The 21245-nt window shown below is 72.8% G+C and carries 17 protein-coding genes; 13 read left to right on the plus strand and 4 right to left on the minus strand.

Going from position 1 to position 21245, the window contains the following annotated elements:
* Nucleotides 1-93: 93 nt before the first annotated feature.
* Nucleotides 94-1416 carry an acyltransferase family protein gene (locus ACOJVX_RS07220; RefSeq protein ID WP_245588752.1) on the plus strand — a complete coding sequence of 441 codons (1323 nt, stop codon included), beginning with the start codon at nt 94-96 and terminating at the stop codon, nt 1414-1416.
* 268 nt (nt 1417-1684) lie between these two features.
* Nucleotides 1685-2065 (plus strand): VOC family protein, encoded by a 381-nt coding sequence (locus ACOJVX_RS07225; RefSeq protein ID WP_026418440.1) that lies wholly within the window; start codon nt 1685-1687, stop codon nt 2063-2065.
* A 225-nt stretch (nt 2066-2290) separates the two neighbouring features.
* On the opposite strand, the gene ACOJVX_RS07230 is transcribed toward ACOJVX_RS07225, so the two are convergent.
* Nucleotides 2291-3091 (minus strand): maleylpyruvate isomerase family mycothiol-dependent enzyme, encoded by an 801-nt coding sequence (locus tag ACOJVX_RS07230; RefSeq protein WP_051712811.1) that lies wholly within the window; start codon nt 3089-3091, stop codon nt 2291-2293.
* A 500-nt stretch (nt 3092-3591) separates the two neighbouring features.
* Between ACOJVX_RS07230 and uvrA the strand changes: the two genes are divergently transcribed.
* Nucleotides 3592-6468 (plus strand): excinuclease ABC subunit UvrA, encoded by a 2877-nt coding sequence (uvrA, locus tag ACOJVX_RS07235; protein ID WP_026418441.1) that lies wholly within the window; start codon nt 3592-3594, stop codon nt 6466-6468.
* Between the two features lie 118 nt (nt 6469-6586).
* On the opposite strand, the gene ACOJVX_RS07240 is transcribed toward uvrA, so the two are convergent.
* Nucleotides 6587-6946 (minus strand): DUF1844 domain-containing protein, encoded by a 360-nt coding sequence (locus tag ACOJVX_RS07240; protein WP_051313845.1) that lies wholly within the window; start codon nt 6944-6946, stop codon nt 6587-6589.
* Nucleotides 6947-7192: 246 nt separating this feature from the next.
* On the opposite strand from ACOJVX_RS07240, the gene infC reads away from it, so the two are divergent.
* The 6 genes from infC to ACOJVX_RS07270 all read left to right on the plus strand — a co-directional run bounded on the left by infC (nt 7193) and on the right by ACOJVX_RS07270 (nt 11364).
* The gene (infC, locus tag ACOJVX_RS07245; protein ID WP_081715358.1) at nt 7193-7786 is read left to right on the plus strand and encodes a translation initiation factor IF-3; all 594 of its coding nucleotides are present in this window, start codon (nt 7193-7195) and stop codon (nt 7784-7786) included.
* A gap of 103 nt (nt 7787-7889) precedes the next feature.
* Nucleotides 7890-8084 carry a 50S ribosomal protein L35 gene (gene rpmI / locus ACOJVX_RS07250; RefSeq protein ID WP_026418443.1) on the plus strand — a complete coding sequence of 65 codons (195 nt, stop codon included), beginning with the start codon at nt 7890-7892 and terminating at the stop codon, nt 8082-8084.
* Between the two features lie 134 nt (nt 8085-8218).
* Nucleotides 8219-8602 (plus strand): 50S ribosomal protein L20, encoded by a 384-nt coding sequence (gene rplT, locus ACOJVX_RS07255; protein WP_016700250.1) that lies wholly within the window; start codon nt 8219-8221, stop codon nt 8600-8602.
* 62 nt (nt 8603-8664) lie between these two features.
* Complete coding sequence (locus tag ACOJVX_RS07260; protein WP_081715370.1) at nt 8665-9486, plus strand: TrmH family RNA methyltransferase; 822 nt, start codon at nt 8665-8667, stop codon at nt 9484-9486.
* A 96-nt stretch (nt 9487-9582) separates the two neighbouring features.
* Nucleotides 9583-10416, plus strand: a complete 834-nt coding sequence (locus ACOJVX_RS07265) for a TrmH family RNA methyltransferase (RefSeq protein ID WP_026418445.1) — start codon at nt 9583-9585, stop codon at nt 10414-10416.
* Between the two features lie 294 nt (nt 10417-10710).
* Nucleotides 10711-11364: an rRNA methyltransferase gene (locus ACOJVX_RS07270; RefSeq protein WP_418155576.1), complete on the plus strand. Its 654-nt coding sequence runs from the start codon at nt 10711-10713 to the stop codon at nt 11362-11364.
* A 12-nt stretch (nt 11365-11376) separates the two neighbouring features.
* Here ACOJVX_RS07270 and ACOJVX_RS07275 read toward each other — a convergent pair whose 3' ends face one another.
* Entirely contained in the window at nt 11377-13035 is a 1659-nt protein-coding gene (locus ACOJVX_RS07275) for a DUF262 domain-containing protein (RefSeq protein WP_051313827.1), read from the minus strand.
* A gap of 392 nt (nt 13036-13427) precedes the next feature.
* On the opposite strand from ACOJVX_RS07275, the gene pheS reads away from it, so the two are divergent.
* From pheS to ACOJVX_RS07290, 3 genes are all read left to right on the plus strand, one after another.
* Nucleotides 13428-14495: a phenylalanine--tRNA ligase subunit alpha gene (pheS, locus tag ACOJVX_RS07280; protein WP_026418447.1), complete on the plus strand. Its 1068-nt coding sequence runs from the start codon at nt 13428-13430 to the stop codon at nt 14493-14495.
* A gap of 50 nt (nt 14496-14545) precedes the next feature.
* On the plus strand, nt 14546-17095 hold the full coding sequence (gene pheT, locus ACOJVX_RS07285; RefSeq protein ID WP_422647356.1) for a phenylalanine--tRNA ligase subunit beta: 2550 nt from the start codon (nt 14546-14548) through the stop codon (nt 17093-17095).
* A 408-nt stretch (nt 17096-17503) separates the two neighbouring features.
* A complete protein-coding gene (locus tag ACOJVX_RS07290; RefSeq protein ID WP_422647357.1) occupies nt 17504-18997 on the plus strand; it encodes a wax ester/triacylglycerol synthase domain-containing protein in 1494 nt (497 codons plus the stop codon).
* Between the two features lie 533 nt (nt 18998-19530).
* Here ACOJVX_RS07290 and ACOJVX_RS07295 read toward each other — a convergent pair.
* Nucleotides 19531-20511 (minus strand): hypothetical protein, encoded by a 981-nt coding sequence (locus ACOJVX_RS07295; protein WP_245588753.1) that lies wholly within the window; start codon nt 20509-20511, stop codon nt 19531-19533.
* A gap of 391 nt (nt 20512-20902) precedes the next feature.
* Between ACOJVX_RS07295 and ACOJVX_RS07300 the strand changes: the two genes are divergently transcribed.
* Nucleotides 20903-21244, plus strand: a complete 342-nt coding sequence (locus ACOJVX_RS07300; protein ID WP_051313828.1) for a hypothetical protein — start codon at nt 20903-20905, stop codon at nt 21242-21244.
* Nucleotide 21245: the final 1 nt, after the last annotated feature.

The raw sequence follows: 21245 nt of genomic DNA on the forward strand, positions 1-21245 counted from the left end.
CCGTCGCCGCATCCGTTCCGTTCCACGGCAGCCGGGGCGCCACCCGTGCCCGTCGGCCGCCCCGACCCCAGGGGGCCCGTGCAGTACACCGGAGTGAAGACGACCAGGTCGCCGCGCCGCATCAGTTGGGATGTGCTGCGGGTCATCGCCGTGCTCGCGGTGGTGTTCCAACACGCGACCCACCAGGTCACCATCAACCACCCGGAGTTGGGCGACCCGCCCTTCCGGTTCTCGTTGCAGATCGGCGCGGCCACGCTGCTGACGATCTCGGCGTTCTTCGTCTGCGAGACGGTGCGCAGGGGCAACACCCCGCGGTGGTGGTGGAACCGGGTCGCCCGGCTGTTGCCGGCCTACGTGGTCGCGGTGCTGTTCACCTGGGCGGCCTTCGCCGCGCTCGCGCCGGCCGACTGGTACGTCCCCACGCCGTGGGACGTGGCCGGCAACCTGCTGCTCCTCCAGTCGTGGCTGCCGTCGGTGCACTACGTCGACGGCGCCTACTGGACGCTGCCCGTGCAGCTGATGGCCTTCACCGCCGCGGCGCTCCTCTGGCCCCGGGGGCGGTGGAACACCTGGCACGCGCCGGCCCTCATCTGGGCCGTCGTGCTCGTCCCCCTCGGGTTGCGCCTCCTCTACACGCCGGACAGCCCGCAGTGGTTCCGGTTGCTCTTCGACGGTCTCGGCCTCCACCGGGCGCACCTGTTCGCGGCTGGCGCCGCGATCTGGTTCTGGAGCCGTCGCCGGTTGGGTGGCTGGCACCTGACGGCGCTGCTGGGCGTGCTGTTGGTCGCCCACGAGGCGCACTCGGCGGACCTGGCGTCCACCGTCGCCTTCGGTGTGCTGCTGGTGTTGATCTCCCTGGCGGCCGGCGGCCCGGACTGGGACAACCCCGTCCTGATGACCTTCGCCAGGCCCATCCGCTGGATCGGCGGCATCTCCTTCGGCGTCTACCTGCTCAACCAGGAGGTCGGCTACCTGCTGTCCAGCGTGCTGCTGACCAGCGGTGTCACCAGCTCCTGGGTGCGGCTGGCCGCGGTGGTGGCCCAGGCCATCCTGCTGGGTTGGCTCCTGACCAAGCTCGTGGAACGTCCCGCGCACCGCTGGCTGACCCGCCGGTTGCCCGAACTGCTGCGCTCCTGGCGGGGTTCCTCCGGTCCCGCCCCGGTGCCGGCGGCGGAGGCCCCCGCGTCCGGCGGGCGCGCCGAGGCCGAGGGCTCCCGAACGGACCACCCGGGCAACGGGCTCGGTGGCGAGCACGAGCGACCGGGGCGGGGTGAGCCCACCCGGTCGGTTGACGACCTGGTGGAATCCGCCGTCACCCAGCGGGACGGAGCTGGGTCGCGACGGGCCGACGAGGGCGCGGGGCGGGCGGAGTCGGTGGGGCAGCGACCGGCTGGCCCGGGGTCGGACCGGGGCTGATCCCGGCCGACCCGCCGACCGCGGCCGCGAGGAGTGCCGCGTCGACCAGGGCCCGGGCGTGGTCGAGGACGGCTCACACCGGCCAGGCCGGCTCGGGTCGTGCCCTGGGACGTCGCGGCCCGGGCCGGCGCTGTGACCGGGAAGGGGCTCGAAATCCTCTCGCCGGCGCCGGGTCGAGTTGTTACGGTCGGCGCGAGATCATCCCGCCTCGGGGAGCCACGCACCCAACGCGGCCCCTCCGCCCCCCGTCTCGAGAGCAGGTCCCGCCATGGCGTGTCGTATCAGCGAGATCGTCCTCGGTTGCCGCGATCCCGAGCTGCTGGCGCGGTTCTGGTGCGAGGTCCTGGACTTCGTCGTGCTCGACCGCGAGGACGGCGACATGGTGGAGATCGGGCCGCGCGAGGGTTTCGGCGGTCCGCAGCCGACGATCATCCTCAGCCGCCGGGACGAGCCGGAGCCGGGGAAGGCCCGGCTGCACATCGACGTCAACGCCACCGACCGCGACCAGGACGCCGAGCTCGAACGGCTGCTGGGGCTCGGTGCCCGTCCGGCTGATGTCGGCCAGACCGGCGAGGAGCCGTGGCATGTCCTGGCCGATCCGGAGGGCAACGAGTTCTGCCTGCTCAGGGCCCGCCTGGACCCGGTGTGATCCCTCGGCCGCACGGGCCTCCCCGACGCACCGCGGGTGCCCGCCGGCCCTGACCCGCCGTGATCGTTCTCGGGCAGGGCGCCAGGCGGAGCGGGTCCCGAGCGTCGGGGTTCCGAGGGGGGGAGCGCACCGGGACGAGGGCGCGACGTCGCCGATGGCCGCGCAGCGCGGACCACCGCTCCTCGTGCCAGCGCGAGCGGGGGCCGGGCAGGTGGGCGTGAGCGCTCAGAACCAGGAGGGCAGCGCCGGCAGCCGCCCGGTGAGGCCTCGGCCCTCCGACCGGCCCGCCAGCCAGGCGAGCATCTCGGGCAGGGGCCCCCAGACCTCCTGCGCGGGCAGGTCCTCCCGGCCCGGGACGTGCCAGCGGTGCCGGGAGCCGTCCGGCAGCCCGGCCACGACGACCAGCGGTTCCGTGTCCCGGTGGTGGGTGAGGCGGCGCATCACGTGTTCCACCAGCGCGACCGACGTCGCCTCGGGGACGTCCGGGAAGTCCAGGCCCGAGTCGAGGTCGACGAGGTGGATCCACACCTCGCACAACCGCAGCCAGGGCACCTCCTCGGCGGGGAGCGGCTGGTCGTCGTCATCGGTGAGCCGCACCGCCCACGCCTCCGGGGGCAGGTTCGCCACCGCGTGGGCGAACCGCTGGCTGGAGGCCAGGACATCCTCGACCAGGAGCCGCCAGGAGCGGTCGGCCCCCTCGACGATGTCGGCGTCGCGGTCGTCCAGGCTCGGGTAGGGGGTGTGCTCGACGCCGGTCCTGGCCCAGAGCAGGAGGTTGGAGGCGGCGTCCGCCTGCCGGGACAGGTGCGTGAGCACGTGTGCCCTCGTCCACCCCGGAACCCGACTGGGACCGGCCACCGCCGCGTCGTCGAGGTCCATGACGGTGCGCAGCAGGGCGCGGTCCGCTTCGGCCAACAACGCCCGACCCGCCGCCGCGCGGCGGGCGGCGCTGGCCTGGTCGTCGCCCGTCTGCGCCGCCGTCACCGTCCAGTAGCCGGCGGCCGGAGCCGAGGAGGATGCGTTCATCTCGCCCCCTACCGGGGTTGGTGCCCGCTTGTGGGGACCAGCCTAGACCCGCTGCGGGGGGCGTGGCCTCACACGAACAGGGGGTAGATCGCCCAATTGGGTGACGGACCGTGACCGTCGTCTCGCGGCGTGGTGGACGCCAGCAGGAGTATCGTCCGACGAGGGGGCCCGGCTGGCCGGGGTCGACGCCGGCGGGCGACGCCTCGTTGGGGTCCGACGTGATCACCATGTGTCACCGCTTCCCGAGGTGGGCCGCGGGGGTCGGGCTCGCTCCGGCGGGTTCTGTCGGTGGCCGCGCCTAGCATGGGTGGGTCTGCCCCCTGCCTGGGTCCAGCCAGGCCGGACCGGTCGCCCAGCGACGCGGTCGGGGCCGCCGGGCCGATCGTGCTCGACGATGCCGAGGGACACGGGCAGACGACACGAACTCAGGACATCGCCGTACCCGTTCTCGAGGACGGCCGGCGGTTCTCACATCCATCATCAGGTGAAGGGACCACAGCGTGGCCGATCGCCTCGTCGTCCGCGGCGCTCGCGAGCACAATCTGAAGGGCGTCGACCTCGACCTGCCGAGGGACAGCCTCATCGTGTTCACCGGGTTGTCCGGCTCGGGCAAGTCCAGCCTGGCCTTCGACACGATCTTCGCCGAGGGCCAGCGGCGCTACGTGGAGTCACTGTCCGCCTACGCCCGCCAGTTCCTGGGGCAGATGGACAAGCCGGACGTGGACTTCATCGAGGGCCTCTCCCCCGCGGTGTCCATCGACCAGAAGTCCACGAGCCGGAACCCCCGTTCCACGGTCGGCACCATCACCGAGGTCTACGACTACCTCCGGCTGCTCTACGCGCGCGCCGGCAAGCCGCACTGCCCGACCTGCGGTGCGACGATCAGCCGGCAGACGCCGCAGCAGATCGTGGACCAGGTGCTCGACCTGGAGGAGGGCACCCGGTTCCAGGTGCTCGCGCCCGTCGTCCGGGGCCGCAAGGGCGAGTACGTCGACCTGTTCGCGGAGCTGCCCACCCAGGGTTACTCCCGGGTCCGCGTCGACGGGGTCGTGCACTCGCTGACCGACCCACCGACGTTGAAGAAGCAGGAGAAGCACGACATCGAGGTCGTCATCGACCGGCTGTCGGTGAAGCCCACCGCGAAGCAGCGGCTCACCGACTCGGTGGAGACCGCCCTGCGCCTGGCCGACGGGCTCGTGGTGCTGGACTTCGTCGACCGCCCGGCGCACGACCCGGACCGGGAGCGCCGGTTCTCGGAGCGGATGGCCTGCCCCAACGGGCACGCCCTTGCCGTGGATGACCTCGAACCCCGTTCCTTCTCCTTCAACGCGCCCTACGGGGCCTGCCCGACGTGCACCGGCATCGGCGTCCGCAAGGAGGTCGACCCGGAACTGGTGGTCCCCGACGAGGAGCGGTCGCTGGTCGACGGCGCGATCGCCCCCTGGTCCACCGGGCAGAGCGCCGAGTACTTCACCCGCCTGCTCGAGTCGCTCTCGGAGACCGTCGGCTTCCGGATGGACGTCCCGTGGCGGCGGTTGCCGGCCAAGGTCCAGAAGGCGGTGTTGCACGGCGTGGACGAGCAGGTCCACGTGCGCTACCGCAACCGGTACGGCAGGCAACGGTCCTACTACGCGGCCTTCGAGGGCGTGATCCCGTTCCTGGAGCGTCGACTGGAGCAGACCGAGTCGGACGCGGCCAGGGAGAAGTACGAGGGCTACATGCGGGAGGTGCCCTGCCCCGCGTGCAAGGGGTCGAGGCTCAAGCCCGAGATCCTCGCCGTGACCCTCGACAACGCGGAGTTCGGCGAGAAGTCGATCGCCGAGGTGTGCGCCCTGAGCGTGGCCGAGTCCACCCGTTTCCTCGCCGGGCTCACCCTCGGGCCCCGGGAGGAGATGATCGCGGGTCGGGTGCTCAAGGAGATCGCGGCCCGCCTCGGCTTCCTGCTCGACGTCGGCTTGGACTACCTCTCACTCGACCGGGCCGCCGGCACCCTCTCCGGCGGGGAGGCGCAGCGCATCCGGCTGGCCACCCAGATCGGTTCGGGGTTGGTCGGGGTGCTCTACGTCCTGGACGAGCCCTCCATCGGCCTGCACCAGCGGGACAACCACCGCCTGATCGACACGCTGACCCGGCTGCGGGACCTCGGCAACACGCTGATCGTGGTGGAGCACGACGAGGACACCATCCGCAACGCCGACTGGGTCGTGGACGTCGGGCCCGGGGCCGGGGAGCGCGGCGGCCGGGTGGTGCACTCCGGCAGGTACGAGGAGCTGCTGGAGAACACCGCCTCCCTCACGGGTGACTACCTGGCCGGTCGGCACACCATCGCGGTGCCGACCGAGCGGCGCCGGATCGACCGGCGGCGGAAGTTGACCGTGGTCGGCGCCAGGGAGCACAACCTGCGGGGGATCGACGTCTCGTTCCCCCTCGGGGCGCTGGTGTCGGTCACCGGGGTGTCCGGATCGGGCAAGTCCACCCTGGTGAACGACATCCTCGCGAGGGTGCTGGCCAACCGCCTCAACGGCGCCCGGATGGTTCCGGGGCGGCACACCCGCGTCAACGGGCTCGACCAGGTCGACAAGCTGGTCCAGGTCGACCAGTCCCCGATCGGGCGGACGCCGAGGTCCAACCCGGCCACCTACACCGGCGTCTTCGACCACATCCGGAAGCTGTTCGCCGCCACCACCGAGGCGAAGGTCCGGGGCTACCAGCCGGGCCGCTTCTCGTTCAACGTGAAGGGCGGCCGCTGCGAGGCGTGCGCCGGTGACGGCACGATCAAGATCGAGATGAACTTCCTGCCCGACGTCTACGTGCCCTGCGAGGTCTGCCGGGGCGCCCGGTACAACCGGGAGACGCTGGAGGTGCACTACAAGGGCAGGACCATCGCCGAGGTCCTCGACATGCCCATCGAGGAGGCCGCCGACTTCTTCGAACCCATCAAGGCGATCCACCGGCACCTGAGCACCCTTGTCGACGTGGGGCTCGGCTACGTGCGGCTGGGCCAGCCGGCCCCCACCCTCTCCGGCGGCGAGGCGCAGCGCGTCAAGCTGGCGAGCGAGCTCCAGAAGCGGTCGACCGGGCGAACCGTCTACGTGCTCGACGAACCGACGACCGGTCTGCACTTCGAGGACATCCGCAAGCTCCTCGGGGTGGTCAACGGACTGGTCGACAAGGGGAACACGGTGATCGTCATCGAGCACAACCTCGACGTCATCAAGACCTCGGACTGGATCGTCGACATGGGGCCCGAAGGGGGTTCCGGTGGTGGCACGGTGGTGGCGCAGGGCACCCCGGAGGAGGTGGCCGTGAACCCCGACAGCCACACGGCGACGTTCCTGCGGCAGGTCCTCGACGTCCGCGAACCGGCCGGCGTCTGAGGCGCGGGTGGCCGGCCGTGGTGGCGGCCGGCCACTCCGACCCCCCGTCGTCTCGCCACCCGGGTGACGCGGCACCCGAGGCGGGGGCGCGCCGAGCGCCCCCTCGACGAGGAGCCGGTCAGCGCACCGGCCCGGTGTACTTCTCCCCGGGGCCCGCTCCGGGCGCGTCCGGGTGGGGGGACGTCTCGCGGAACGCCTTCTGCAGGGCCTGGAGCCCGTCGCGCATGGACGCGGCGTGCGGGCCCAGGTACTCGACCGAGGAGGTGACGAGCCCGGCCAGCGCGGTGATGAGGCGGCGGGCCTCGTCGAGGTCCCGCAGCTCGCTCCGCTCCGGGTCCTCGTCGGCCAGCCCGAGCCGTTCGGCGGCGGCGGACATCAGCATGACGGCGGCGCGGCTGATGACCTCGACGCTGGGGATCGTGGAGAGTTCGCGGACGTCCTGCTCGGCGTCCGAGTCTGCTGGCTGGTGCTCGTTCACGGCTGGTACCCTGACACGTGCGACCAGCCTCCGCGTCAGCGGGGGCGGCAAGTGGAGCACCGCTCCCACCCGGATCGCCGCGAGGTGGACGGGTCCGGTCCCCGGATCGCCGTCGGACGTCACGTCCGCACGGGATCCGGCTTCCCGCGTCGGACGCGGGAGCGTGCGCCGTGCGTGCGCGGACCGGTCGGAACGCGGGCCCCGAGTGTGTGAGCACCGGGGCTTTCTGGCGTTCACGGTGCGGCCATCGGCCCCGGCCGCAGACGTACGAAGAGCACGAACCGAGGAGGCCCCATCAGCGCCGACCCGCGCATCAACGACCGCATCCGCGTGCCGGAGGTCCGGTTGGTCGGACCCAACGGCGAGCAGGTCGGGATCGTCCGCATCGAGGACGCCCTCCGCCTGGCTGGTGAGTCGGATCTCGACCTCGTCGAGGTCGCACCGCAGGCACGCCCGCCGGTCTGCAAGCTCATGGACTACGGCAAGTTCAAGTACGAGAGCGCGCAGAAGGCACGCGAGTCGCGTCGCAACCAGCAGCTCACCGTGATCAAGGAGCAGAAGCTCCGGCCGAAGATCGACCCGCACGACTACGCGACCAAGAAGGGTCACGTGGCCCGGTTCCTCGGACAGGGGAACAAGGTCAAGGTGACCATCATGTTCCGCGGTCGTGAGCAGTCCCGGCCCGAGTTGGGTTTCCGACTGTTGCAGAGGTTGGCGGACGACGTGGCCGAGCTGGGCTTCGTGGAGGCGACTCCGAAGCAGGACGGCCGCAACATGATCATGGTGCTGGCCCCGCACAAGAACGCCAAGCCGACGCGTGCGAAGGGCGACTCGGAGTAACCGAGCGCGCCGGCACGCCCAGCGTGGTCCGGCAGCCCCCGGGCTGCCGGATCGCCGCTGACCCGCTCGGTCACCCGGGTGGGACGAACGATTGAGGACGGACATGCCGAAGCAGAAGACGCACAGCGGTGCATCGAAGCGTTTCCGGGTGACCGGTACCGGCAAGCTGCGCCGCGAGCGCGCTGGCCGCCGCCACCTCCTGGAGCGCAAGGAGACCCGGCTCACCCGCCGGTTGGAGGGCACCGCCGTCGTCGCCAAGAACGACGTGCCCAAGGTGAAGAAGCTCCTCGGTCTCTGAGACGGACCGGCGTGCTCCGCGCCACCTGACCCCGCCTCGGGCGGCGGACGGGACGGCGCGGCACCGCAACCAGCACTGACCCAGACCCCCAGGAGTGGCGTCATGCCGCTCCGAGAGATCGACAGGACGGAACCGTGGCACGCGTCAAGCGGGCGGTCAACGCCCAAAAGAAGCGCCGCACGACTCTCGAACTGGCCAGCGGTTACCGCGGCCAGCGGTCCCGGCTGTACCGCAAGGCCAAGGAGCAGGTGCTCCACTCGCTCAACTACGCCTACCGGGACCGGCGGGCGCGCAAGGGCGACTTCCGCAAGCTGTGGATCACCCGGATCAACGCGGCCGCTCGTCAGAACGGCCTGACCTACAACCGGCTGATCCAGGGCCTGAAGCTCGCCGATGTCCAGGTGGACCGGAAGATCCTGGCCGAGCTCGCCGTGAGCGACCCGGCCGCCTTCACCGCGCTGGTCGAGGTCGCCAAGGCCAACCTGCCCGCCACCCCGGCAGCCGAGGAAGCCGCCTGACCGGCAGGGACACCGGCGCCCGCCAGACGGGTGACATCGGACCACGACCCGGGGACGCTTCGATCCGGTACACGGAACGAACGCCCCGGGTCGTCGCCGCGAGGCGGCTGACCAGGAGGACCGGCCGGGAGCGGGCCGGCCGTTTCCTGGCCGAGGGCGCGCAGGCGGTCCGCGAGGCGCTCCGGTGGGCCGCCGACGGCGGGGGCCGGGTGCACGAGCTCTTCGTCACCGACCCGGCCTCGGGGCGCAATCCCGAGCTGGTGGCCTCGGCCCACGTCGCCGGGGTCCCGGTGAGCCCGCTGACCGAGCGCGCGGCCGACGGTCTGTCCGAGACGGTCACCCCCCAGGGGATCGTGGCGGTCTGCGACCTGGTGGAGGTTCCGCTCCGGGCCGCGCTGAACGGTCAGCCGAGGCTGGTCGCCGTGCTCGCCGGTATCGCGGACCCGGGCAACGCCGGCACGGTCCTCCGGGTGGCCGACGCCGCCGGTGCCGACGCGGTCGTCTTCGCGGGCGACACCGTCGACCCGCACAACGGCAAGTGCGTCCGGGCGTCCACCGGAAGCCTGTTCCACCTGCCGGTCGCTCGGTCCCGCGATCTCGACGCCGTGACGAGCGCCTGCCGGGCGGCGGGCCTGCGACTGGTCGCCGCCGACGGGAAGGGCGACGCCGACCTCCACGACGAGGAGGTCGCCACCACCCTCCGGCGACCGACGGCGTGGGTCTTCGGCAGCGAGGCCCACGGGGTGCCAGCCGAGGTCCTCGCCTCGGTGGACACCACCGTCCGCGTCCCCCTGTACGGGGCGGCGGAGAGCCTGAACCTGGGCACGGCCGCCGCGGTCTGCCTCTACGCCACGGCCAGGGAGCAACGGGCGCCGCGTCCCTGACCCGTCGTCCCGGCCGCCCGGCCCCCGGAGCACCAGCCCCCTGGGGCCACCGACATCCCTTCCGCCCCGGCAGGGGGCGTCGCACGGAGAGGCGAGATGGCGAAACCGCTGCGGATCACCACCCGCAACGCACGCTTCCAGCAGTGGCAGGCCCTGCTCACCAACCGCACCAAGCGGCAACGGGCCGGCGAGTTCGTCGTGCAGGGCGTTCGCCCGATCTCCCTCGCGGTCGAGCACGGCTGGCGGGTGCGCAGCCTGCTGTTCGACCACGAGCGACGGCTCTCCCGCTGGGCCAGCGAGCTGCTGGGGAGCGTCGACGCGGAGCGTGTCGCGATGGCCCCGGACCTGCTCCGCGAACTCGGTGAGAAAGCCGAGGAGACCCCCGAGCTGGTGGCGGTCGTCGAACAGCGCCCCGACGACCTCGACCGCCTGGTCACCGGGCCGGACTTCCTCGGCGTGGTCTTCGACCGCCCCTCCACCCCGGGCAACATCGGTGCCCTGGTGCGGTCGGCCGATGCCTTCGGCGCGTCCGGTCTCATCACCACCGGGCACTCCGCCGACGCCTACGACCCCCGGTCGGTGCGCGGCAGCACCGGATCGCTGTTCTCCCTGCCCGTCGTCCGATCGCCCAGCCACCGCGAGGTAGCCAGGTGGGTCGGATCGTCGCGGGACACCGGGCTGCCGCTCGCCGTCGTCGGCACCGACGAGCACGGCACGGTGGACATCGACGAGTACGACCTCACCGGTCCGACGTTGCTGCTCGTGGGCAACGAGACCACCGGCCTCAGCGCGGCGTGGCGGGAGGCCTGCGACGTGCTGGTCCGCATCCCGATCACCGGTGCGGCCAGCTCGTTGAACGCCGCCAACGCGGGCAGCGTCGCGCTCTACGAGGCCGCGCGGCAGCGGGCACGGGCACCGCGCGCACGGTGAGCACGGTGAGGGGCCTCGGACGCCCACCCCGGCCCTCGGACGCCCCGGGGGCGTCGGCCGGCCGGACCGGCGGCGGGAGCTGGGCGGTGCCCGCCCAGGCCCGCGCCTCGGGCGGCCGGGGCGTGCCGCCCCCCGCGTTCCGAGGCGGCCGCTCTCGCCAGGACTACCGCACGCCGACCCCCGAGGTGGAGGGAGACCGGCCGTGGGCTACCAGCACGCGGTGACCCGCGAGAACTACCAGGACCTCGCCAGCGGGGCCGTGCTCCGCTCGGCACCGGGGCTACGGCGTTCCCGGTGCGCCTCGCCTCCGAGGTGTTCCAACGGGCGGTGGCCCTGCGGGGCCGTTCCGGGCCGGTCACGGTGTGGGACCCGTGCTGCGGCAGTGGTTACCTGTTGACCGTGCTCGGCCTCCTGCACCGAGCTGCCCTCTCCGCCGTGGTGGCCTCCGACCTGGACGAGCGCGCGCTGTCCCTGGCCCGGGCGAACCTCGCCCTGCTGAGCGACCGGGGCCTGACCGCCCGCGCGGCCGAGCTGCGGGCCCTCGCCGAGCGGCACGGCAAACCCGGTTACCGGGAGACGGCCGACACCGCGCTGCGGCTGCGGGCCCGTCTCGCCAGGGGCGGGGACGTACCGGTGACGGTCCTGGCGGCTGATGCCTTCGATCCGGCGCCCGCCGTGGCCGACCGCTTCCGGGATGGTCCGCCCGACATCGTGGTCACCGACGTCCCCTACGGGGAGCGCACCGACTGGCTCGGCCCGGGCGCCTCGGGTGGCACGGCGGGCATGCTGGGCGCGGTCGCCTCGGTTGTCCCGGCGGAGACGGTGCTCGTCGTGGCCACCCGAGGTCGGAAGGTCCCGCTGGCCGGTCCGCGCCCCGCCGGGTCGCTCCGCGTCGGTACCCGGGCCGTCGCCCTCCTCCGGGCCGGCCAAGTCGTCGATCCGTCCTGACGTCGCCGGGCGTCAGTCCTCGGGCGCCTCCGAGTCCCACGCGCACCTCTCGGCCACGAACCTCGCGGCATCGTCCTGGAGCACCTCGGTCCGGGACTCGATGAAGTCGTCCCACCTCTCCTCGAGGAGAAGTCGTTCGGTCTCGTTCGTCAGGCCGTGGGACCTGAGGACGAGGCGCCAGGTGTCCGGCGTGACCTCCCCTGGCCGCACGGCCAGGCAACTGTCGAGTTCGTTGACGGGTACCGCCTCGTCCGGCAGGAGAACCCTGTTGGCGGCCCAGTCCTGGTGCTCCTCTTTCAGGCTCCGCCGCGGGACCACTTGGGGTGAGGCCGACGCCGCGGTGGGGCTGTCCCCGAGGAACGAGGACAGCTGGGAGTGCCCATACCGTTGGCCGGTGATCGGAGAACGGGGTCCGATAGACCACCAAGCGCTCAGCAGGATCTTCGTCTCCGCCGAGTTCGTCCTGAACCTGGTCAGCGTCGGCGCCCGCAAGCCGCCGGGGGGAGTATCCGCGGCGTCGACCAGCGCCGACACCGACGCGGCCTCGTCGTCGGACCGGACCTTCGCGCACAACGCGCGGACCGTGCTCATCACGCTCCCCCGCCCAGTGAGCGGACCACGAACGGCCTCCCGCCAATACCACCGGGCCAGCAGGACGCGCGACCGTCGTGATGGTTCCGGATGGTGCGCGAAGAAACGGGTCATGACTACGAGGAGGTAGCGGTAGGCGAGCAGGCTCACGTGCGGGACCCCGACCTCCTCCCGGAGGAAGACGACGGCTCGCTCCAGCGCCCGGGCCCCGGCGGCGAAGGCGGTGTCGCGATCCTCTCCCCGGAAGTCGAACACGCCCCGGCGCTCGTGGTTGCTGAACTCGACCCGGAGATCACGTGCGACATCAGGGCCTCTTCTGGCGAGTACTCCCTGCAGGACCGTGTTGCTGTCCAGGAGCCCGAAACCGAGCCCTCCACTGATGGCGTTGGCGATTCCATCGATGGTCAGGTTGCTTTCGTGGGAGTTCTCGTCGCCCGCGTACAGCGCGGAGAACACCTCGGCTCGTCGCAGTCGCTTCCCGTAGTTGTTCATCCGATCGAAGATGTCCTGGAGGACGGCTACCTCGTCGTGTTTCACCAGGTAGGCCGGCACGCTGAATTGCCGGATTTTCCTGGCGAGGGAGGTGGCCTCGTCGAGGTGCTCGGTGAGTTCCGGATGCTCCGCGAACCAGCGGAGGAGTCTCTGGAGGTCGAAGATGACCGGAAGCGGGACGACCCAGGGGTCCTGGCTGTGAGGGCGCAGCGAGAATTCTCTGGCCCGGAGGTCGTAGGCGATTCGGAATCGTGGGTCGTTGGCACCGTCCGGATGCAGCACGTTGGCCAGGCTTGTCAGGCGTTGTTGGCCGTCGACGACCCACAGGGCCTCGTTGGTGGCCGGTGCTTCGATCTCCAGTTGGCCGAGTTTGAGCAGCTGCGAAGCCGCGGGCCGGGACCACAGGAGCAGGCTGCCCACCGGGTACCCGCGAACGATGCTGTCGAAGAGGCGGATGACGTCCTGCCGGTCCCAGCGGAACTCCCGCTGGAAGTGCGGTATCCGCAGGCGGCCCGCCCAGGCTTCGCCCAGGAGTTTCTCCAGGTCGAAGGTGGTCGCCGTCGGTCGTGTCTGGAGCGAATCGGTCATCTCAACACCTGGGGGATTCGCGGGGAAATATCCCAGGAATGATGGTTCAGCTCGTTACTCCCCGCTATCCCCCTTCCGGGTAGTCCTTTCGCGAAAAACGCGGTCGCTCCCCGTCGCGTGGCTGGGCGAGAATTCGGAGACGGCCTGCCCGCCGACTCGTGGCTCAACGCTGACCGCCGACCGTGGTCGCGTGTCGGCCTGGGATGCCCGGCGGACATCAGGGGTGCACGCGCGTCCGCGCTCCTGATCGCGGCTCCCGGAACCAGATGTCACTCGGGGTGCGGGTTCGGGCACCGGTGAGCGCGGTCCGTAATGCGGTCGACGAGGGGGTGAACCGACGGCTTAGGATCGGACTGTTCAGCACCCCTGCGACCCGGGAGTCAACCGCGGCCATGTCCGGAGCCAACGACAGCTACGACCCCAAGGAGGTCGCCGCACTCGCGCCGGAGACCCTGGCACGCGCGGTGGAGGACGCGGCGTCCGAGTTCGCTGCTGCCGGTGACCTCGACGAACTCCGGGCGATCAAGCCGGCGCACCTGGGTGATCGCTCCCCGCTGCTGACGGCGCGTCGGGAGATCGGCGCCCTGCCCCCCGCCGCCCGGTCGGAGGCGGGCAAGCGGGTCAACGAGGCGCGGACGAGGATCGAGGCGCTGTTCCAGGAGCGGCTGACCGTCGTGGAGGCCGAGCGGGACGAGCGCGTCCTGCGGGAGGAGACCGTCGACGTCTCGCTGCCCTGGGACCAGGTGGCCCCGGGAGCGCGGCACCCGATCACGGCCCTGTCCGAGACGGTCGCCGACGTCTTCGTCGGCATGGGCTACGAGGTCGCCGAGGGGCCCGAGCTGGAGACCGAGTGGTTCAACTTCGACGCGTTGAACTTCGGCAAGGACCACCCGGCCCGCACCATGCAGGACACCTTCCACGTCGCCCCGGAAGGCTCCGACCTCGTGCTGCGCACGCACACCTCACCGGTGCAGGTGCGCTCGCTGCTGGACCGCGAGCTTCCCGTCTACGTCGTCTGCCCCGGCCGGACCTACCGGACCGACGAGCTGGACGCCACGCACACCCCGGTCTTCCACCAGGTCGAGGGCCTGGCCGTCGACAGGGGCATCACGATGGCCCACCTCAAGGGGACGCTGGACGCCTTCGCGCGCGGCGTGTTCGGTCCCGACTCCCGGACGCGGCTGCGACCGTCGTTCTTCCCCTTCACCGAGCCCTCCGCCGAGGTCGACGTGTGGTTCCCGGAGAAGAAGGGCGGGGCCGGCTGGGTCGAGTGGGGCGGCTGCGGCATGGTGAACCCGAACGTGCTGCGTGCCTGCGGTGTCGACCCGGACGTCTACTCCGGTTTCGCGTTCGGCATGGGCCTGGAGCGCACCCTCCAGTTCCGGAACGGCCTGCCCGACATGCGGGACATGGTCGAGGGTGACGTCCGGTTCACCCTCCCCTTCGGCGTCCAGGGCTGAGCGCTCGGCCGCGAGTCACCAACCGCCTCTTCGCAGAAAGGCACTAGCGCGTGCGTATCCCGGTTTCCTGGCTTGCCCAGCACCTGGAGTTGCCGGAGGACACCACTCCGGAGCAGCTGGCCGACGCCTTCGTCCGGGTCGGCCTCGAAGTGGAGGACGTCACGTCCCTGGAGCCGGTCACCGGTCCCCTCGTGATCGGACGGGTCGCCGAGATCGAGGAGCTGACCGGGTTCAAGAAGCCGATCCGGCACTGCCGGGTCGAGGTCGGAACCGTGCCGGCGTCCCCCGACCAGGGCCAGGAGGCCGACGAGCCGGACGGGAACTCGGGCGAGGACGCCGTCGGGCGGCCAGACCTGCGGGAGATCGTCTGCGGCGCCACCAACTTCCGGGAGGGCGACCTCGTCGTCGTCGCGCTGCCCGGCACCGCGCTGCCCGGCGGCTTCGAGATCTCCGCGCGCCGCACCTACGGTCGGACCAGCGACGGCATGATCTGCTCCGCCAAGGAGCTGGGCCTCGGCGACGACCACACCGGCATCCTCGTGCTCCCCTCGGGGACCGCCGAACCGGGTACCCCCGCCGCCGGGCTGCTGGGCCTCGACGACACGGTGATCGAACTCGCGATCACCCCGGACCGGGGTTACTGCTTCTCGGTGCGCGGACTGGCCAGGGAACTGTCCTGCGCCTTCGACACCCCCTTCGCCGATCCGGCCAAGGTCGACGTCCGGGAGGCCGCCGGGGAGGCCTGGCCGACCTCGATCCGGGACGAGGACCGCGCCCCGCGCTTCGTGCTGACCCGGTTGACCAGTCTCGACCCCACCGCGCCCACCCCGTGGTGGATGCGGCGGCGCCTGATGTTGGCCGGTATCCGGTCGATCTCCCTGGCCGTGGACGTCACCAACTACGTCATGCTCGAACTCGGGCAGCCGCTGCACGCCTTCGACACCACCGCCCTGCGCGGTGACCTGGTCGTCCGGCGCGCGGAGCCGGGCGAGAAGCTGCGCACCCTGGACGGGACGACCAGGGATCTGGATCCCGACGACACGGTGATCTGCGACGACTCGGGGCCGATCTCGTTGGCCGGCGTCATGGGCGGTGAGACGACGGAGATCGGTCCGAACACCACGGACGTGCTGTTGGAGGCCGCGAGCTGGGAGCCGGCGAGCATCGCCAGGACGGTGCGGCGGCACAAGCTGCCGAGCGAGGCCGCGAAGCGTTTCGAGCGCAGCGTGGACCCCGCCCTGCCGGCCAAGGCCCTCGAGCGCGCCATGACGCTGCTGGTCCGCTACGGGGAGGCCACGGTGCACCGGGGGCGGACCGATCTCGGCGCCATCCGCCGGCCGGCGGCGGTCACGATGGCCCTGGACCTGCCGGACCGGGTCGCCGGTGTCCGCTACGAACGGGGTGTCACCGCCCGGCGCCTGAGCCAGATCGGCTGCCACATCGAGGTCAGCACCGTCGAGGGCGCCGCGGTGGTCACGGCGCTGCCGCCGACCTGGCGGCCGGACCTCGTCCAACCCGCGGACCTGGTCGAGGAGGTCCTGCGGCTGGAGGGCTACGACACCATTCCCTCCGTGCTGCCGACGGCGCCGGCCGGTCGGGGCCTCACACCGGGGCAGCGGCGTCAGCGCGCCGTGTCGAAGGCGCTCGCGCACGCGGGCTACGTGGAGACCCTGCCGTTCCCGTTCGTGTCCTCCTCGGTGTGGGACGACTTCGGCCTCGACGAGGACGACCAGCGGCGTCGGACGATGTCGCTGCTCAACCCGTTGGAGGCGGACCGCGCCGAGCTGACGACGACGGTACTGCCGGGCCTGCTGGACGCGGTCACGCGCAACGTGTCCCGTGGCCGCCGGGACCTGGCGCTGTTCCACGTCGGTCAGGTCTTCCGCGCGAAGGACGAGCAGCCCCCGGTGCCCCCCGTGGCGGCGACCGGGCGGCCGTCGGACGAGGAGATCGGGGCGCTGCACGCGGCGCTGCCCGAGCAGCCGGTGCACGTCGCCGTCGTCCTCGCCGGGCAGCGGGAACTCCCGGGGTGGTGGGGCTCGGGGCGTGCCGCCGGGTGGGCTGACGCTGTCGAGGCCGCCCGGTTGGTGGCACGGCACGCCGAGGTCCCCCTGCGGGTGCGGTCGGCCGAGTACGCGCCGTGGCACCCGGGTCGGTGCGCCGAGCTGTTGGTGGGCGACGAGGTCGTCGGTCATGCGGGCGAGTTGCACCCGAAGGTGGTGTCGGCGCTGGGCCTTCCGGCGAGGACCTGCGCGATGGAGCTGAACCTGGACGCGCTTCCCCTCGTCGAACGCCGGCCGGCGCCCCGGGTGTCGGCCTACCCGCCGGTCCTGCTCGACCTGGCGCTGGTCGTGGACGCCTCGGTCCCGGCGGCCGAGGTCACCGAGGCGGTGCGCGCCGGCGCGGGGCCGTTGTTGGAGGAGGCCCGGCTGTTCGACGTCTACGAGGGCGAGCAGCTCGGCGCGGGCAAGCGATCCCTGGCCTTCGCGTTGAGGCTGCGGGCGTCCGACCGCACGCTGACGGTCGAGGAGGCCACCGAGGCCCGGGACGCCGCGGTGGCCGCCGCCGCCGACCGGTTCGGCGCGACCCTCCGGGGCTGAGGACGTCCGAGGTGGGGTCGGCCGTCCGACTGCGGTGTCCGGCCCCGCTCCCGCGGGTCGACGGAGGTGTGGGCCTCGGGGCGGGACTCCGGTCGGATCCGGGCGACGGCCCCGGGGCCCGACACCGGCTCCCCTCAGGTCCGGGGGAGGGCACTCGCGGCGGTGTCGGCCCGTGCGAGAGGCGCGGTGCCGCGCTCGCCGGCGGGCTCACGCCGCAGGCGAGGTGTTCACGGTGAGTGCCCGATAGTCCTCCGTTGATCACGCACGGTAGGATTTCGGGGCTCGTGGCGGCGCCGGTCACCCCACCCGGGGTCGCCGGTCCGCCGTCCGCCCGTTCCGGCCCCGACGACCGTGGAGTGGCCCGTGCCCGACCCAACCGACGTGGCGCCCTCGAGAGGAACCGACCGCGTGCCGCCGGTGCTGGGCGGTCCGAGGACTGGGCGCCTCACCGGCCTCGACGGTTCCTTCCTCGCCTACGCCCGGCCGCGGAGCGGGGCGCACGCCGACGTCGGCGCGGTGCTGGAAGTGCGGGGCACCCCGCCGAGCGTCGCCGAGTTGCGCGCCGAGATCGCCGGTCGGGTGGGTGCGACGCCAGGCCTGCGGTGGGGGCTCGGCCGGTCGGGTCTGGTGCGGCATCCGCGCTGGCGTCCGCAGCGGACGCCTGACGTGGAACGCCTCGTCGAGCACCTCGTCCCGTCGGACGGCTCCGGAGAGGACGGCCTCCGGGAGGTGCTCGCGGATCTGCTGCCCCAGCCCGTCCCCGAGCGGGACCCGTGGCGGATCTCCCTCGTCACCGGGTACGCCGACGACGAGTTCGCCGTCGTCGTGCGGGTTCGGCACGCCACCCACGACGGTATGAACGTCGTCCGGCTGCTGCGGGACGTGTTCGGTGAGGAGGCGTCGCCCCCGAGCGCGGGTCGCGCCGCCCCGAGGCGGGCCGGCAACCCGTGGCGAGGGATGGGGATCGTCTGCCGGGACCTGCTCAGCCCCACCGATCCCGCGCCCCCGCTGGAACCTGCCGGTGCGCCCCGGCGGTGGCGTTTCGCGGATGTCCCGCTGTCGTGGGTGACCGACCTCGCCCGGGCCGCCGGGGTCACCGTGAACGACGTGTTCCTCACCGCCTGGGCGATCGCGGTGACCCGGCACCTGCTGGCCCGGGGGGAACGTCCGCCGGCGGAACTGAGCCTGCTGATGCCGGTGGACACCGGCGACGGCGACCGCCCTCCGCTCGGCAACCACCTCGCGCCCGTGCGGGTGCGGATCCCGTTGGGCGACGGTGGCGCGGACGCGGCCGATCCGGCCCGGCTGCTCACCACGGTCCACGCCCTGACCGCCCGCATCAAGAGCACCCGCCGGGCCTGGCACGTCGCCGCCCTGCTCCGCCTCACCGACTTCCTGCCGAACCTCGTCCTGGGCCTCCCGCACCACCTCTACTGCCGGTCGCGAACGTTCCACTGCGTGGTGACGAACCTTCGGGGCCCGGTCGAACCGCTGCGTGTCGGGGCGAGCGGGGTCCGGCGGGTCGCCCTCCTGCCGATGACCTACCGGGCGCTGGGCCTCTCAGTCGCGTTCGCCAGCACCGGCGGCGTCGGGACCCTCACCGTGGTCGACACCAGCGCGGCCGACGTGGATGGTGACCTCCCCGGCCGGTGGGTCGCCGCCCTGGCCGAACTCGCGGCGGCGCTGGGGGTCGAGACCGATCAACCGGCCTCGCCGGCAGAGGCGGCGTCCCCCGCTCCGTCGCGAGCCGTCGCGGCCACGGGCGGCTCCGGTGAGCCGGCCGTGGACGGCCCTCCCGCCTCGGACACGGCTCCGCCACCCGCTCCGGGCATCGGGACTTCCGGGGACGGTGCGGGGCCGGGGCAGCCGCTGTCGGACACCGGCGTAGCGGCCGACACCTGAGCGGCGCCGGGTCCCGGTGCCGCCCCGGCGCGACGACCGGTGTCGGCAACGGACCGGAACGGAGCCCGGCGGAACCCGGGCCCTGGCGGAGGGGAGTGTGCTTCCCGGTTCAGCCGGAGTGGGGGCCGGTCGTCGAGGTGCGGAGACCGGGTCGCGGACGCGGCGCGAGGGTCACCGGCCGGTGGTGTGGTGTGGCGGTGCTCGGGAGCGGCCCCGCGCCGTACCGGGCGCGGTGGGCGGTTGACGAGCGACGGCGCACCAGGGCGGGACGGGTGGTCCGCTCGCCGGATACCGGCCCGGCGTGGCCCGTGGTGGCGGCGGCGAGTACCGGGCCCCGGGGTGGCGTCAGCGGAACCCGCGCCGCCACCTCTCACCCGGGTTCGGCGTTCCACCGGCGGCCGAGTGCGCGGGCACCTGGTGCGGGTGAGCCCTGACGGCGGAGGACCCGAGACGGCGCGACCGCGCACCGACCACGGGAACTCGTCGGGCGGGCCCGCCATCCGACGGCCAGGAGCGGACCGGTGGGCGGGTGTTCAGGTGAGCAGGTAGCGGGAGGCGGTGCGCCGGTACTCCTGCTCGGGGTCGCCCAGGTAGGCCCACGGGACGGGGTGCAGCCGGTCCTCCATCCCGAGCAGGTGGCGGCGGGTCCTGGGCAGGTCCCCGGCCTGGGAGAGCGCTGCCGCGAACAGGTTGTGGGCCTCCCTCGCGCGCGGGTGCGGCACCGGGTCCCTGGACCACTTGTCGGACGCGTCGACGAGTTCGCCGGCGTTGTCCTCGAAGTACCGGGTGTGGATCCGGAAGTACTCCACGCGCCTCCTGGCGCGGAACGTCTCCTCGAGGTTGTGCAGGTACACCTCGAAGTGGGCGAGCGGCAGCACGGCGGTGAGGGGGTGCCCGGCGGGAGCGCGGGCGACGGTCTCCCGGGCGAAGCGCAGGCTCGCCTCGTGGGAGCCGCCCCACTTCGCGGCGAGCGCCTGCACCCGGTACCAGTGCGCGGGGTAGAGGGTGGGCGAGCGGAGCACCGTCTCCGACCACACCTCGTCCTGCTGCTCGCGGTCGACCTGGAGGCCCTGGCCCACGCACACCAGCACCATCCAGGGGCAGGGGTCCTCGGGGAGCTGCGCGGCGGCCTCGTGCAGCGGGGCCACGGCCTTGCGGAGGGTGGCGAAGAAGATCTGGTACCTGTCGTGCCCCACGTCCTCGGCGACGCCGTCGCCGCGCACGGTCCAGGCCTCGTGCCGGTAGACGCTGCCGGCGAGTAACCAGAGCTCCGGATCACCGGTCGCCGAGGCGGCCTCGGCGATCTCGTCCGCCCGGCCGATGAACGCCCGGCCGAGCACGTCGGTGCGCAGGGCGCGGGTCTCGTGGTCGTCCCTGCACTCCTCGAGAACGGTGCGCGCCGCGACCAGGGAACCGGTCTCGACGGCGGCGTCCAGGACCGTGTCGTCGTACGGATGGCCGAGGACCATCTCCTCGGGACCGGCTTGCCTTCTCCGTCTGCTGAACAAGCGCACCGGGGGACTCTAGAGCCGCTGACATGCCGGGAGCCAGCCTGTGTCCGCGTTGTGATCAAACACGCCGGCGGCGTCCGACACGCCGTGCCGGACCCGCGCGTCTCCGGCCGGCGACCGGTCCTCCTGTTGGGGGAACGGGCTCCCCGGCGAGCGCGCCGCGGGTACCTCCGTTCAGGCCGGCCGCCCTCCGGGCGGTGGTCCGTTCGACGTCCTCCCGTGGCCCCGGTCCCGCCGGGCGTCCCCGGGCGGCGATCGCCCCGTGCCGGGTCCGCTCCGCCGCCACCGGCTGGCCGAGGGGCGGCGTCCGGTGTGGACCGGACGCGGTGGGCCCGTCCACCGCGCCGTGGAGTCGGGAACGCCGCCCCCGGTGCCGGGCGCCTAGGCTGGGGCGGTGCGCACCGAGGAGACGCCGGACCTCTCCCCGCTGGAGACGGCGATGGAGCTGTTGGACCGGCACGCCACCCTGAACGACCGGTACCGGCGCCTGATCGCCGACGCGCGCCCGGTGTTCGTCGATCCCGCTCCACGCGGCAGCCAGGTGCGAGGTGTGGCGAAGAAGCTCATCGTGCTCGTCAGGGCGGCACGAGCGGAACTCGACCGGGTGCTGGCCCCCGAGCAGGTCGCCGCCGTCGAGCGCGGCGAGCGGGTGGCGTGGCGGGTGCTCCGTGACGAGCCGCGCCGGGAGCCGGGGCCGGCCGCCGACGACCGAGGCGAGGGCCCGCGTCCACGGTGAC

The organism is Actinoalloteichus caeruleus, assembly GCF_049311605.1.
Taxonomy (GTDB): domain Bacteria; phylum Actinomycetota; class Actinomycetes; order Mycobacteriales; family Pseudonocardiaceae; genus Actinoalloteichus_B; species Actinoalloteichus_B caeruleus.

Bases quoted from the DNA above. Each gene is read 5' to 3' on its own strand.
- ACOJVX_RS07225 (WP_026418440.1), top strand. From the start codon at position 1,685: ATGGCGTGTCGTATCAGCGAGATCGTCCTCGGTTGCCGCGATCCCGAG.
- ACOJVX_RS07230 (WP_051712811.1), bottom strand. From the start codon at position 3,091: ATGAACGCATCCTCCTCGGCTCCGGCCGCCGGCTACTGGACGGTGACG.
- rpmI (WP_026418443.1), top strand. From the start codon at position 7,890: ATGCCGAAGCAGAAGACGCACAGCGGTGCATCGAAGCGTTTCCGGGTG.
- ACOJVX_RS07265 (WP_026418445.1), top strand. From the start codon at position 9,583: ATGGCGAAACCGCTGCGGATCACCACCCGCAACGCACGCTTCCAGCAG.
- ACOJVX_RS07275 (WP_051313827.1), bottom strand. From the start codon at position 13,035: ATGACCGATTCGCTCCAGACACGACCGACGGCGACCACCTTCGACCTG.
- pheS (WP_026418447.1), top strand. From the start codon at position 13,428: ATGTCCGGAGCCAACGACAGCTACGACCCCAAGGAGGTCGCCGCACTC.